Here is a 13047-nt window from a genome sequence, read left to right on the forward strand (position 1 = left end):
GCCGGGAGGCAGCGTCTATTCGGGGTCGCGGTAGACGTCGAGGAGCCCGGGAGCGCCCTCCGGGCGATGGAGCACCACGATCTCGTCCCCGGCCTGCACCCGCCCACCCTGGACCACGCGCAGGTAGGGTCCGAGGCGGCGTTCGCTCGAGAAGCGCTTCACCCAGCCGCGCGCCGCGTCGCCGCCGACCCAACGGGCGAACGTCTGACACGGCGTCCGCGGCATCGTCACCTCGACCTCCACGCGGTCGCCGATCCGCCATCGCTCGCCGATCAGCGCCCCGTTGACATCGAGCCCTTCGACGCGGAGGTTCTCGCCGAACCATCCGGGCGGGAGTTCCCGCCCGAGCTCCGACTCCCAGTACGCCGCGTCCTCCGCCGCGTACGCGTACAGCGCCTTGTCCACGCCGCCGTGGTGCTTGCGGTCCGCCTGCACGTCGGCGTAGACGCCGTACGGCCCGACGCGCACCGGCCCGTCCACGGGGGCCTTGTCGATGGCGGTCACGCCGACGGAGCCGCGGTCGGGGTGCAGACGCCGGACAGCGCAGACGGCGACGAGGCGAGGCATCCGCTCATCGTAGCCAGCGCGCCCGTACCCACGCGAGGCCAGGACGACCTCACTCTCCCGGCTCCCCGCGCAGCAGGACGCTGCCGTCCGAGACGGCACGCACCTCGATCGCGGCGATATCGGAGCGGTCCAGTGCGGTGCCGGCGTCCAGGTGCGCGGTCGATCCCGGGCCGGCGCGCCAGCTCGACAGTTCGCTGGTGGCGCCGTCGGCCGACGTGACGACGAGCACGTACGGCCACTCCTGGTCGGCGACGGAGGGGTCGTCGCTGGAGGCGTACTCGCAGACCATCGCGATGCGCGTGCCCCACGCGACGTCGGTCAGCTCCACCGTCGCACTCAGCGGCACGTCGGTGACGGGCTGGAGCGCGACGACCTCTTCGGGCACCGCCGCCGGAACGATCGAGGTCGTGACCGCGAAGGCGACCACCACCGCGAGCACCGCCGCCGCCGCGATGCCGGCTCCCCACGCGATCACCCGCCGACGGCGGGCGTAGCGCCTGCCCCGTGCCACGAGCCGCGCCCGCGTCGCGGGATCGAGGCCGCTGCCCTGACCCGGCGCGTCGAGGAGCGACTCGGCGCGGTCGACCCCCACGCGCGCCAGCAGACCGATCGCCGGGGCGAGGTCGGCGATCGCGTCACGACAGATACGGCAGTCGTCGAGGTGCGCCTCGTAGAGCTTGCGGTCGTCGGAGCCCAGCGCGCGCACGACGTACGCGGCATCCCATTCCGCGAAGCGGACGTGGTCGGTGCTCATCGCGTCAGCCCCTTCTCCTGCAGGGTGAGCCGAAGGGCGCGCAATCCGTAGTGGAGGCGGGACTTGACGGTGCCGGCGGGGATGTCGAGCTCGTCAGCCATCTCGGCGACCGACTGCCCGCGGTAATAGGCCCGCACGACGACGGCGCGATGCTCCGTCGTCAATGCGGCCAGCGCCTCCTCGACGATGATCGCCTCGAACAGCGCGTCGGTCCCATCGGGCGCGATGCGCTCGGGCACCTCCGCCACGCCGATCTCACGGCGGCGGCGCGCGCTGCGGGCCTCGTCGATGACGAGGTGGCGGGCCACCGTGAACATCCACGAACGCGTGGTCGAGGGGTCCTGCTCGAGGATCCTGGGCGTACGCCACGCCCGCAGCAGCGTCTCCTGCACGATGTCGTCGGCACCGGAACGATCGCCGGTGAGATGCACGACGTAGCGCCAGACCGGGGCGGCGTGGGCATCGTAGAGAGCGGCCAGCCGAGCGGCGTCACGATCGGCGGCGCCCTCCCGACTCTCCACGCTGTCGTGCGGCATCCATCACCTCCCGCAGGAGACACGAGACGTGGCAGCCGCAGGTTCAGGTGAGCCGCAACGCCCGTGCCGTCATCCGAGTATGGACCTTTGGCACCTGGTCACGGCACCCCGACGCCGCGTGCCGCCCGCACCCGACAGCGCACCGCCGTTACGCGACCCGCGCTGCGGGCACTCAGCCGCCCGCGCTGTCGATGAGCGCCTGCCACACCGCGGGATCGCTCAGGAGCGGGACAGCCATCAGCGCGCCGGCCGCGAACGTGAACAGGATGCCGGCCACCAGCGGGATCCACCAGGTCAGCCGCCCGCGGCGCACGCTCCAGAACGAGACCGCCGTCGTCGCGCACCACCCGATGGTCAGCACGAGGACGGCGGCGATCCCCCACGCCCTTCCGTCGGCAGGGTCGCTGACCTGAACGTCGACGCCCAGCATCGTGAGCATCGTCTCGGCGTACGCGCCGTAGTCGAGGAACGCCGGCACCGCCGACACGACGTTCACCAGGCCGTACGCCAGCAGCGCGAACGTCACGATCCGGTCCACCGGGCGTGGGCGTCGCGGGGCGGGCTCGGCAGGCTGAGACGGCGACGGGATGCCGGCTGCCGGGGCCTCCTCCGTCATGATGGGCGTCGCCAGCTCCTGCTGCCAGGGAGCGGGCGCCTGGATGCGAGCGCGCTGCTCTTCGGGCGTGGCGTACTCGCCGTATTGCGGCCGGGGTCGCGATGATTCGGCACCGTGCGGCCGGGGTCGCGATGTTTCGGCACTGTGCGGCCGGGGTGAGGATGACTCGGCACCGCGCGGATGGGGCAGCGGTGCCTCCGCGGGCGGCGCCGCCGATCCCGACGGCGGATCGGGCTCTGCGGTCGCCGGTGCGTCGCTCATGCGCGGCTCCGGCCACCGAGGGCACGGTCGTCACGCCGGCCCGCGGCATCCGTCCGCAGCTCCTTGGGGAGGGAGAACTGCAGGTCCTCCTCGGCGGTGCGCACCTCTTCGACGTCGCGGTATCCGGCGGAGGCGAGGTCGTCGAGCACCTGCTGCACGAGCACCTCGGGCACCGACGCGCCGCTGGTGACCCCGACGGTCTCGACGCCCTCGAGCCAGGCCTGCTCCACCTCGTCCGCGTAGTCCACGCGATAGGCGGCCTTGGCACCGTACTCGAGTGCGACCTCGACGAGCCGCACGCTGTTCGACGAGTTCGCCGAGCCCACGACGATCACGAGGTCGGCATCCTTCGCGACCTTCTTGATCGCGACCTGGCGGTTCTGCGTCGCGTAGCAGATGTCGTCCGACGGCGGGTCCTGGAGCTCGGGGAACCGTGCCCGCAGGCGCCGCACCGTCTCCATGGTCTCGTCGACCGACAGCGTCGTCTGCGACAGCCACACGACCTTCGACGGATCGCGCACCTCGATGGTGTCAGCTTCGTCGGGAGAGTTCACGATGGTGACGTGGTCGGGCGCCTCGCCCGCCGTTCCCTCGACCTCTTCGTGGCCGACGTGACCGATGAGGAGGATCTCGAAATCGTCGCGGGCGAAGCGCACGGCTTCACGGTGCACCTTGGTGACGAGCGGGCAGGTCGCGTCGATGGCGCGGAGGCCGCGATCGGATGCCGCATTCACGACCGCCGGCGACACCCCGTGCGCGCTGAACACGACGTGGGCGCCCTCGGGGACCTCGTCGACCTCCTCGACGAAGATCGCGCCGGCGGCCTCGAGCTCGGTGACGACGTGGATGTTGTGGACGATCTGCTTGCGCACGTACACCGGCGCACCGAAACGCTCGAGCGCCTTCTCGACGGCGATCACGGCGCGGTCCACGCCCGCGCAGTAGCCGCGCGGGGATGCCAGGAGCACCCGCTTCTGTCCGGACCCGGCGATATCCTGGAGCGGTTCACGCCGCCGCGGGATGCGCGGAATGGGCATGCTCACAGGGGTCTGACTCATTCGGGTCTGCCCCGCGGTGCTGATGCTCACCCCACGATTCTACGGGCGGGCTCCTGAGCGGGGCCTCCGTGAGACCACCCGCGGCGCCGAGCGGTGCCCCGGGCGAGAGCCACCCGCCCTCCGGGCACGAAAGGACCGCATGACGACCTTCCAGCCCGTCGCCGTCCCCGGCGAGCCCCCGCCCGCCGACTCGGTGCGCCCGCGGGACTCCACCGCGCAGGCTCCGACCTCGGTCGCCCGCCTCAACGACACGATCCGCGGCTTCGTGCAGACGTGGGGGTCGGTGTGGGTCGAGGGCGAGATCACGGCGTTCAACCTGCGCGGCGGCAACGTGTTCGGGCGCCTCAAGGACCTCGCCGGCGACGCCACGATCTCGTTCCGCATCTGGTCGTCCACGCGCGACCGGCTGCCCGGCGACCTCAAGGTCGGCGACCACGTGATCGCCTGCGTGAAGGCGGACTACTTCGTCAAGAACGGCGACTTCGGCTTCGGCGTCTCGGCGATGCGTCATGTCGGGCTCGGCGACCAGCTCGAGCGTCTCGAGCGGCTGCGGGTGCAGCTGCGAGCCGAGGGGCTGTTCGACCCGTCGCGCAAGAACGCCCTGCCGTTCCTTCCGCGCCTGATCGGCCTGATCACCGGCGAGAATTCGGATGCCGAGAAGGACGTGCACCGCAACGCCGAGCTGCGCTGGCCCCAGGTGCGGTTCCAGACCAAGTACGCCGCCGTCCAGGGCGACCGCTGTGTGCCCGAGACGATCGCGGCACTGAAGGCGCTGGATGCCGCGCCCGACGTCGACGTCATCATCATCGCGCGCGGCGGCGGCGACCCGCAGACCCTGCTCGGCTTCAGCGACGAGCGCCTGCTGCGGGCGGTGGCCGCGGCATCCACCCCCGTCGTCAGCGCCATCGGCCACGAGAACGACCATCCGCTGCTCGACGACGTCGCCGACCTCCGCGCCTCGACGCCGACGGATGCCGCCAAGCGCGTCGTCCCGGATGTCGCGGAGCAGCGCGCCATCGTCGGTCAGCTGCGCTCCCGCATGAACATGCGGCTGACGCAGCGGATCTCGCACGACATCGCGCAGCTCGAGCAGCTCAGGTCGCGTCCGGTGCTGCGTGCGCCCGAGACGCTCCTCACGACGCGCGCCCACGAGGTGGAGCTGCTCGCGGCGCGGGGGCGCGACCGCGTGGGCCGCTCGCTCCAGCTGCACGAGCGTCGCACCGCCGAGCTCCGTGCGACGCTGCGCGCGCTCTCGCCGGCGTCCACCCTCGCCCGGGGCTACGCCATCGCGCACCTGACCGACGGCGTCATCGTGCGCGACGCGGCGCAGGCTCCGGCATCCACTCCCGTCATCGTCACCGTAGGGCGCGGATCGTTCGCCGCGCACTCCGACGGCGAGATCGCCGAACAGCCGTCCCCCGCCGCCGAGCCTGCGGGGGAAGATGCCGCGCAGGCCGATTCGCCGGGGCGCGGGGCCCCCTCGGCCGCGAACTAAGATGGAGGCCATGACTGAGACGAGCGGCGCCCTCGAGGACGTCGCGACCCTCTCGTTCGAGCAAGCGCGTGATGAGCTCGTGCGCGTCGTCGCCGAGCTCGAGCAGGGTGCGCCGACGCTCGAGCACTCTCTGGCCCTGTGGGAGCGCGGCGAAGCCCTCGCCGCGCGCTGCGAGGAGTGGCTGCTGGGCGCCAAGCGCCGGCTCGAGGCCGCGCGGGCGACGGTCGAACGTGGCGACGGCGAGGCGGCCCGATGACGCGCGGGCCCCGCATCGTCGCCGAGCTCGGCCGGCCCGAGACACCGGAAGAGACCGCCGACCGCAAGGCGGAGTCGTCGCGGGTCTACCGCTCGAGCCAGAATGTGCGCAACCTCGTGGCGGCCCTGCTGGCGACCCTGGCGGTCGTCGTCGTCATCATGTTCGCCGTTCCTCGTGGCACTCCCCCGGAGCGCGAGCCCATCGACGTCGCCGCGGTCGCCGAGAGCATCGCGGCCTCGGAGGAGCGCACCGTGATCACGCCCGAGATGTCGGACGGGTGGGTGGTGAACAACGCGGGCATCGAAGGCAACGGCTCGGTGCGCGCCTTCACCGTCGTCTACGCCCCGGCAGGAGAAGACCAGCGGGGCTTCCTGCGTGTGGCTCAGGGCTTCGACGCCGACGAGGCGTGGGCGGCACGGGTGCTCTCGGGCTCCGCCCCGCAGGACACCGTGACCATCGACGGCATCACGTGGGAGCGCTACGACCTCGACGCCGATCGCACCGGCAACATCACGGTCGCTCTGGCCACCGACGCCGGCACCGACACCGTGCTGATCTACGGCGCCGCCGCCGAGAAGGCCCTGGAAGAGACGGCGCGCTCCGTCACCGATCAGATCACCGCGCTGCGCGAGGAGGCCGAGTGACCGACCAGCCCGCACCTGCCAAGGCATGGCAGGAGATGCAGCGCGGAAACGCCCGCTTCGTCGCCGGCAACCCGCGGCACCCCCGCCAGGACGTCGACACCCGTCATGAGCTCGCCGACGGACAGCGCCCCCGCGCCGCCCTGTTCGGCTGCTCCGACTCGCGGCTGGCGGCGGAGATCATCTTCGACAAGGGCCTCGGCGACCTGTTCGTCGTGCGCAACGCCGGTCAGGTCATCTCGGACTCGGTCGTCGGCAGTCTCGAGTATGCGGTGGCGGTGCTCGAAGTGCCGCTCATCGTGGTGCTCGGCCACGACGCGTGCGGTGCCGTGCGCGCGGCGATCGACATCACCGCTCCCGAGGCCGACCCCCTGCCGCCGCACATCTGGCGGCTGATCTCCCCCATCGTGCCCGCGGTGCGCCGCGTCCAGCGCGGGTCCGCCGTGGACGGCGTCTACCCGGCCGCGATCGACGCCGACGAGGTCGGCCGCGAGCACCTGCGCGACACCGTAGGCGAGCTGCTCAACGCGTCCGAGCTCATCAGCACAGCCGTCGCCGAGGGCCGCCTCGCGATCGTCGGCGCCAACTACCGCCTCGCCGAAGGCACCGCGGTCCCCGACGTGATGGTCGGCATCCCCGACCTGGCCTGATCCCGACTTCTCCCCCCACCCGTACCGACACGTGAGGAACAACGACGTGACCGACATCGAGTACCGCATCGAGCACGACACCATGGGCGAGGTGCGTGTGCCCAAGGACGCGCTCTACGCCGCGCAGACGCAGCGCGCCGTCGAGAACTTCCCGATCTCCGGCGACCGGCTCGAGCCCGCGCAGATCGTGGCGCTCGCTCGCATCAAGAAGGCCGCGGCGCTCGCGAACAAAGAGCTCGGCACCCTCGACGGCGCGATCGCCGACGCGATCGCCGGCGCCGCCGACCGGATCATCGCGGGCGAGTTCGCCGACCAGTTCCCGATCGACGTCTACCAGACCGGCAGCGGCACGTCGTCGAACATGAACATGAACGAGGTGCTGGCCACTCTCGCGACGCAGGCGCTCGGCGCCACCGTGCACCCGAACGACCACGTCAACGCGTCGCAGTCGTCCAACGACGTCTTCCCCACGTCGGTGCACATCGCGGTGACACAGGAGATCATCGACGACCTGATCCCCGCGCTCGACCACCTCGCGGTGGCCCTGGAGGCGAAGGCCGACCTGTGGAAGACCGTCGTCAAGTCGGGCCGCACCCACCTGATGGACGCGACGCCGGTGACCCTGGGCCAGGAGTTCGGCGGCTACGCCCGTCAGATCCGCCTCGGCATCGAGCGCGTGCAGTCTGTGCTCCCCCGCGTCGCAGAGGTGCCGCTGGGCGGCACGGCGGTGGGAACCGGCATCAACACGCCGCTCGGCTTCCCGCAGCGCGTGATCGAGCTGATCGTGACCGACACCGAGCTTCCGATCACCGAAGCCAAGGACCACTTCGAGGCCCAGGCCAACCGCGACGCTCTGGTCGAGGCATCCGGCGCTCTGCGCACCGTCGCCGTCTCGCTCACGAAGATCAACAACGACCTCCGCTGGATGGGCTCGGGCCCGAACACCGGCCTCGGCGAGCTGCACATCCCCGACCTGCAGCCCGGTTCGTCGATCATGCCGGGCAAGGTCAACCCGGTGATCCCCGAAGCGACGCTCATGGTGTGCGCCCGGGTCATCGGCAACGACGCGACGGTCGCGTGGGCCGGAGCCTCCGGCGCCTTCGAGCTGAACGTCGCGATCCCCATCATGGGCAGCGCGGTGCTCGAGTCCATCGAACTGCTCGCCAACACCTCGCGCGTGCTCGCCGACAAGACCATCGACGGTCTCGAGGCGAACGTCGAGCGCGCGGCGGCCTACGCCGGGATGTCGCCGTCAATCGTCACGCCCCTCAACAAGCTCATCGGCTACGAGGCGGCGGCGAAGATCGCCAAGCACTCGGTGGCGAAGGGCATCACGGTGCGCGAAGCCGTGATCGACCTCGGCTACGTGGAGCGCGGCGAGCTCTCCCTTGAGCAGCTCGACGAGAAACTCGACCTGCTCTCGATGACGCACGCGGGCTGATTCGCCCGCCCCATGCCGCTCCCCCTGCGTCGGCGGGATAATCGGGACATGGCCCGAACGCCCCGCCCGGTCCCCGCGCGCGTCAGGATCCTTGCCGCGATCCTCGCCGTGGCGTGCGTCGGTCTGGCGATCGTGGGCAGTGTGACGTTCCTCGTGCAGCGCGAGCAGGCCCTGGCGGGCATCAACGAACGGCTCGAAGCTCAGGTCGACTCGCTGCAGGCGGTGTCCGCCGATGCCGCCGAGGGCGCGACCCAGGGGGCTCCCGCGGCGACCGAGGAGAAACTCGACAAGGACGACTTCCGCTCCATCGACGAGTACCTCAGAGCCGTCGTCGCGCGGCTCGTCCCCGCCCGCAACGAGGCCTCGCTGGCGCTGGTCGACGGCGTACCGCGCTGGGTTCCGGCCACGCTGTCCGGCTTCGACATCTCGAAGAACCAGCAGCTCATCGACCGCGTCGTCGAGGAGACCGCAGACGGCGGCACGAAGCGGGGAACCGCGGTGACCGACCAGGGATCGCTGCGCTACATCGCGATTCCGGTGCGCATGGATGGCGACCCGGGACAGGGACTCTACGTGCGCGCGGTCAACCTCGGCGAGGAACTGCAGCCGGTGACGTTCGCGATGACGACGTACGTGATCGCCGCGGTGGCGGTGCTGTTCGCGATCGGCATCGTGGGCTGGTTCGTGACGGGGCGGCTGCTGTCGCCGATCCGCCATCTGCGTGAGACGGCCGACGCCATCTCCATCAGCGACCTCTCGCGGCGACTGGAGCCGCACGGCAACGACGACATCTCCGACCTCTCCCGCACCGTGAACTCGATGCTCGACCGCCTGGAGGACTCGGTCGACGGTCAGCGTCAGCTGCTCGACGACGTGCGTCACGAGCTGAAGACCCCGATCACCATCGTCCGTGGCCACCTCGAACTGATGAATCCGCAGGATGCCGCGGATGTGGCCTCGGCACGCGACATCGGCATCGCCGAGCTCGACCGGCTGACCCGGCTCGTCGAAGACATCGATCTGCTCGCGACCGCCGAAGCGGACTCCAACACGGTCGCGCCGGTGGACCTCGCGTCCCTGACCGCGCGTGTCGGCGAACTCGTCGCCGTGATCCCGGGTCACACCTGGACGATCGAGGCGATGGCCGACGGTGAGACGAGCGGTGATCAGGACCGCCTGCTGCAGGCCTGGCTTCAGCTGGCCGACAACGCGGCCAAGTACACGCCCGTCGGCAGTCCGATCGAGATCGGCAGCGCGCGCGACCTCGAGGGCACCCGTCTCTGGGTGCGCGATCATGGCCAAGGGATCCCGCCGGACGAGCGTACCCGGATCTTCCGGCGCTTCGACCGCGCTCACGTCAAACGCTCCGTGGGAGGCTCGGGACTGGGCCTCGCCATCGTCGACGCCATCGCCAAGGGTCACGGCGGTCACTGCACGGTCACCGACACCCCCGGCGGCGGGGCCACTTTCACCATCCATCTGCCTCCGACGGAGGCCGAGCTGCCGGTGCCGGTGCGCGCCGGAGACGTCGTACTGCAACGGGAGGCCGCCGGATGACCAGGATCCTGATCGTCGAGGACGAGCCGCGGATCGCCGCCTTCGTCAGCCGTGGGCTGGAGGCAGCGGGCTACGAGACCCTCGTGGTCGAGGACGGGCCGGAAGGACTCGAGGCGGCCCTCCGCGGTGATGCCGACCTGGTGCTGCTGGATGTGGGCCTGCCGACGATGGACGGATTCGAACTGCTGCGCGAGCTGCGCGCCCGCGGGTCGGCGATCCCGGTCATCATGCTCACGGCGCGTTCCAGCACCCGCGACACCGTCACCGGATTGGATGCCGGAGCCAACGACTACGTACCCAAGCCCTTCACGTTCGAAGAGCTTCTGGCCCGCGTCCGCTCCCGGCTGCGCGAAAGCGTGCCCCAGCCCGGAGTGTCGATCTCCCATGGCGACGTCGTCCTGGACATCCTGGCTCGCCGCGCCACCGTCACCGGACGGGAGATCGACCTGTCGGCGCGTGAGTTCTCGCTGGCCGAGCAGTTCCTGCGCAACCCCGGGCGGGTCCTCAGCCGTGAGCAGCTGCTGAGCCGCGTGTGGGGGCTGGACTTCGATCCCGGGTCCAACGTGGTCGACGTGTACGTGCGCTACCTGCGGGGCAAGCTCGGCTCGGACCACATCGTCACGGTCCGCGGCGCCGGCTACCGCTGGGAGTAGGGCCGGAGGGCACGAAGAAGCCCCCGGTGCTGGGGGACACCGGGGGCTGTGAAAGGCCGGACTGGGGAATCCGACCGTTGTCAGTCGCGCTTGTCTGGGGAATTGCGCGACTGGTCTTTCTTCGCGTCGTGACCGGCGCCGTTGCCGTTCCCGACGTTCGAGCCCGCTTGCGCGGGACGTTCTTTGCCGACCGATACCGGGTCGGGAGCGGTCTGGCGGTCGTACTCCGCCTCAGCCTGGACCTGACGCCGCTGGGTGTCGGGCTCGCTGGGCACAGGGGCCTCGGCGAGTTCGGCGTTGTTGGACAGCTCCGACGACTTCTCTGCCAGTTCCCGCTCGAGGCGTGACACCAGGGCATCGATTCGCGCGGCGGTCCAGCCGTGCGCCTGCGTCCACGCGCGGAGCTCGTCCCACGAGCCGGACGCCTTCGCCGCCGCGATCACGGGCTCGATGTCGGCTGCGGGGGCGGGCCCCGATGCATCCGGCGGCGTCGCCGGGGTGGCGGGGGCCGCAGGCGCCGCCGGGATCTTGGGCGCGTCGGATGCGAACGGCGGATCCACGACGAGCGGAGCAGGTGCTTCGACGACTTCCGCGTCAGCCGGAGGAGCCGCTTCGAGTGTGGCGGTCGGCGTCGCCCGAGGAGACGCGGACGGCGATGTGGTGGAGGGAACGACCACGCTCTCGGACGCGAGGCTCGTGCCGCGCGAGTCCGTCAGGGCCATGGTGTTCGTCAGCGCGACCGCGGTCACGACGGCGATGCTCGCTGCGACGGCGGTGACGCCGCCGATCACGAGCCCCGTGCGTGCTTCCACGTCTCGCCTGCCTCCCCTGTGCGCCGAACGATTCCCCTCCATCCATGGTGACAGACCGACCGCGTCACAGGAGCCACGGGCGATGAGACTCTTCTCATGCTGATCCGGCGCGGCGGGTCAGGGATGCGGCATCCCCGACCCGCCGCGCCGTCAGCGCATCCGACGGTCTCTCAGGCGAGTTCTCCCGCCTCGAGCAGGTCGGTGACGAGCGCGGCGATGGCGGAGCGCTCCGAGCGCACGAGCGTCACGTGCCCGAACAGCGCGTGCCCCTTCAAGGTCTCGATCACCGACGCGACACCGTCGTGGCGGCCGACGCGCAGGTTGTCGCGCTGGCCCACATCGTGGGTGAGCACGACGCGTGAGCCCTGACCGATCCGGCTCAGCACCGTCAGCAGCACGTTGCGTTCGAGCGACTGCGCCTCGTCCACGATCACGAACGCGTCGTGCAGCGAGCGTCCGCGGATGTGCGTCAGGGGCAGCACCTCCAGTAGGCCCCGCTCGATCACCTCTTCGAGCACGTTGCTCGACACGACCGAGCCGAGAGTGTCGAACACCGCCTGACCCCAGGGGTTCATCTTCTCCTGCTGGTCCCCCGGCAGGTATCCGAGCTCTTGCCCGCCGACGGCGAACAGCGGCCGGAACACGATGATCTTGCGCTGCTGCTGCCGTTCCAGCACCGCCTCCAGCGCTGCGCAGAGCGCCAGCGCGGACTTGCCTGTGCCGGCCCGGCCGCCGAGCGAGATGATGCCCACCTCCGGGTCGAGGAGCAGGTCGATGGCGATGCGCTGTTCGGCAGAGCGTCCGTGCAGCCCGAACACGTCCCGATCGCCGCGGACGAGGCGGAACTCGCCGTCGCCGATGACGCGCCCGAGCGCCGATCCCCGCTCGGAGTGGACGATCAGCCCGGTGTTGACCGGGAGCCCGCGGACGTCCTCGCTGACGGCGACTTCGCTCTCGTAGAGGTCGCTGATGTCGTCGCCCGACACGTCGATCTCGGAGATGCCGGTCCAGCCGGAGTCGACGGCCTGCTCCGCGAGGTACTCCTCCGCGCTGATGCCGAGCGAGGCGGCCTTGACGCGCATGGGCAGGTCCTTCGAGACGACGGTGACCTCCTGCCCGTCCCTCGCGATATTCATCGCGATGGCCAGGATGCGACTGTCGTTGTCGCCGAGTCGCATGCCCGACGGCAGCACCGTGGGGTCGGTGTTGTTGAGCTCGACGCGCAGCGTCCCGCCCTCGCCGACCGGCACCGGGAAGTCGAGGCGGCCGTGCTCGACGCGAAGCTCGTCGAGGTGGCGCAGCGCCTGCCGGGCGAAGTAGCCGATCTCGGGATCGTGCCGCTTGCCTTCGAGCTCCGTGATCACCACGACGGGGATCACGACGCTGTGTTCGGCGAAACGGAAGAATGCCCGTGGATCACTGAGCAGCACCGATGTGTCGAGGACGTAGGTGCGCAGATCCTGATCGGAGTCCGCGACCTCCTCGAGATGCCGACTGCGCTGCTCGTGTGGTGCTCGTGTGGTCACAACCCACTCCCGCCCCGGGTGTTTCACCCGGCAGTCACGAGTCGACCAGGGTAGCGAGTCGAAGATCGTGAAGTCGCGATCCGTGAGGCCGACTCGACCGGGCTCTTTGCCCGATGCGCTCACGCTACGTCCGTGCGCCGACATTGCGCGCGCCCGACACGCAGGAAACATGTGTCGATTCGATGAACGGATGCTGTGGCCCCTCGCCTCGCCGACGGCTCCGG

The 13047-nt window shown here is 70.7% G+C and carries 14 protein-coding genes; 7 read left to right on the forward strand and 7 right to left on the reverse strand.

What is annotated here, in order from left to right:
- Positions 1-15: 15 nt before the first annotated feature.
- The 5 genes from ABG085_RS12160 to ABG085_RS12180 all read right to left on the reverse strand — a co-directional run bounded on the left by ABG085_RS12160 (position 16) and on the right by ABG085_RS12180 (position 3771).
- On the reverse strand, positions 16-567 hold the full coding sequence (locus ABG085_RS12160; protein ID WP_347975998.1) for an MOSC domain-containing protein: 552 nt from the start codon (positions 565-567) through the stop codon (positions 16-18).
- 49 nt (positions 568-616) lie between these two features.
- Positions 617-1321 carry a hypothetical protein gene (locus ABG085_RS12165; RefSeq protein ID WP_347975999.1) on the reverse strand — a complete coding sequence of 235 codons (705 nt, stop codon included), beginning with the start codon at positions 1319-1321 and terminating at the stop codon, positions 617-619.
- Positions 1318-1857, reverse strand: a complete 540-nt coding sequence (locus tag ABG085_RS12170) for a sigma-70 family RNA polymerase sigma factor (protein ID WP_347976000.1) — start codon at positions 1855-1857, stop codon at positions 1318-1320. Before ABG085_RS12170 ends, ABG085_RS12165 begins: the two co-directional genes overlap by 4 nt.
- A 172-nt stretch (positions 1858-2029) precedes the next feature.
- Entirely contained in the window at positions 2030-2734 is a 705-nt protein-coding gene (locus tag ABG085_RS12175) for a DUF6264 family protein (protein ID WP_347976001.1), read from the reverse strand.
- Entirely contained in the window at positions 2731-3771 is a 1041-nt protein-coding gene (locus tag ABG085_RS12180; RefSeq protein ID WP_347979184.1) for a 4-hydroxy-3-methylbut-2-enyl diphosphate reductase, read from the reverse strand. Before ABG085_RS12180 ends, ABG085_RS12175 begins: the two co-directional genes overlap by 4 nt.
- A 160-nt stretch (positions 3772-3931) precedes the next feature.
- On the opposite strand from ABG085_RS12180, the gene xseA reads away from it, so the two are divergent.
- Genes xseA through ABG085_RS12215 form a run of 7 tightly spaced genes read left to right on the forward strand, consistent with a single transcriptional unit; the run spans position 3932 to position 10485 of the window.
- Positions 3932-5287: an exodeoxyribonuclease VII large subunit gene (xseA, locus tag ABG085_RS12185; protein WP_347976002.1), complete on the forward strand. Its 1356-nt coding sequence runs from the start codon at positions 3932-3934 to the stop codon at positions 5285-5287.
- 10 nt (positions 5288-5297) lie between these two features.
- The gene (locus tag ABG085_RS12190; protein ID WP_204260114.1) at positions 5298-5543 is read left to right on the forward strand and encodes an exodeoxyribonuclease VII small subunit; all 246 of its coding nucleotides are present in this window, start codon (positions 5298-5300) and stop codon (positions 5541-5543) included.
- On the forward strand, positions 5540-6187 hold the full coding sequence (locus ABG085_RS12195) for a DUF4245 family protein (RefSeq protein WP_347976003.1): 648 nt from the start codon (positions 5540-5542) through the stop codon (positions 6185-6187). Before ABG085_RS12190 ends, ABG085_RS12195 begins: the two co-directional genes overlap by 4 nt.
- 35 nt (positions 6188-6222) lie before the next feature.
- Positions 6223-6834 (forward strand): carbonic anhydrase, encoded by a 612-nt coding sequence (locus ABG085_RS12200; RefSeq protein WP_347979185.1) that lies wholly within the window; start codon positions 6223-6225, stop codon positions 6832-6834.
- Between the two features lie 46 nt (positions 6835-6880).
- Entirely contained in the window at positions 6881-8275 is a 1395-nt protein-coding gene (locus ABG085_RS12205; protein WP_347976004.1) for a class II fumarate hydratase, read from the forward strand.
- 12 nt (positions 8276-8287) lie between these two features.
- On the forward strand, positions 8288-9832 hold the full coding sequence (locus tag ABG085_RS12210) for a HAMP domain-containing sensor histidine kinase (RefSeq protein ID WP_347976005.1): 1545 nt from the start codon (positions 8288-8290) through the stop codon (positions 9830-9832).
- Positions 9829-10485 (forward strand): response regulator transcription factor, encoded by a 657-nt coding sequence (locus tag ABG085_RS12215; protein ID WP_163618675.1) that lies wholly within the window; start codon positions 9829-9831, stop codon positions 10483-10485. Before ABG085_RS12210 ends, ABG085_RS12215 begins: the two co-directional genes overlap by 4 nt.
- Before the next feature lie 80 nt (positions 10486-10565).
- Here ABG085_RS12215 and ABG085_RS12220 read toward each other — a convergent pair whose 3' ends face one another.
- Together ABG085_RS12220 and ABG085_RS12225 are read right to left on the reverse strand one after the other, a co-directional pair.
- Positions 10566-11297 carry a hypothetical protein gene (locus ABG085_RS12220; protein ID WP_347976006.1) on the reverse strand — a complete coding sequence of 244 codons (732 nt, stop codon included), beginning with the start codon at positions 11295-11297 and terminating at the stop codon, positions 10566-10568.
- A gap of 170 nt (positions 11298-11467) precedes the next feature.
- The gene (locus ABG085_RS12225) at positions 11468-12823 is read right to left on the reverse strand and encodes a PhoH family protein (RefSeq protein ID WP_347976007.1); all 1356 of its coding nucleotides are present in this window, start codon (positions 12821-12823) and stop codon (positions 11468-11470) included.
- Positions 12824-13047 lie beyond the last annotated feature (224 nt).

Source organism: Microbacterium sp. ProA8 (assembly GCF_039905635.1).
Lineage (GTDB): Bacteria > Actinomycetota > Actinomycetes > Actinomycetales > Microbacteriaceae > Microbacterium > Microbacterium chionoecetis.

What these genes read in the sequence shown, in the direction of transcription:
- ABG085_RS12170 (WP_347976000.1), bottom strand. Translation starts at nt 1,857, where the DNA reads ATGCCGCACGACAGCGTGGAGAGTCGGGAGGGCGCCGCCGATCGTGAC.
- ABG085_RS12190 (WP_204260114.1), top strand. Translation starts at nt 5,298, where the DNA reads ATGACTGAGACGAGCGGCGCCCTCGAGGACGTCGCGACCCTCTCGTTC.
- ABG085_RS12180 (WP_347979184.1), bottom strand. Translation starts at nt 3,771, where the DNA reads ATGCCCATTCCGCGCATCCCGCGGCGGCGTGAACCGCTCCAGGATATC.
- ABG085_RS12160 (WP_347975998.1), bottom strand. Translation starts at nt 567, where the DNA reads ATGCCTCGCCTCGTCGCCGTCTGCGCTGTCCGGCGTCTGCACCCCGAC.
- ABG085_RS12200 (WP_347979185.1), top strand. Translation starts at nt 6,223, where the DNA reads ATGCAGCGCGGAAACGCCCGCTTCGTCGCCGGCAACCCGCGGCACCCC.
- ABG085_RS12215 (WP_163618675.1), top strand. Translation starts at nt 9,829, where the DNA reads ATGACCAGGATCCTGATCGTCGAGGACGAGCCGCGGATCGCCGCCTTC.
- xseA (WP_347976002.1), top strand. Translation starts at nt 3,932, where the DNA reads ATGACGACCTTCCAGCCCGTCGCCGTCCCCGGCGAGCCCCCGCCCGCC.
- ABG085_RS12175 (WP_347976001.1), bottom strand. Translation starts at nt 2,734, where the DNA reads ATGAGCGACGCACCGGCGACCGCAGAGCCCGATCCGCCGTCGGGATCG.
- ABG085_RS12210 (WP_347976005.1), top strand. Translation starts at nt 8,288, where the DNA reads ATGCCGCTCCCCCTGCGTCGGCGGGATAATCGGGACATGGCCCGAACG.
- ABG085_RS12165 (WP_347975999.1), bottom strand. Translation starts at nt 1,321, where the DNA reads ATGAGCACCGACCACGTCCGCTTCGCGGAATGGGATGCCGCGTACGTC.
- ABG085_RS12195 (WP_347976003.1), top strand. Translation starts at nt 5,540, where the DNA reads ATGACGCGCGGGCCCCGCATCGTCGCCGAGCTCGGCCGGCCCGAGACA.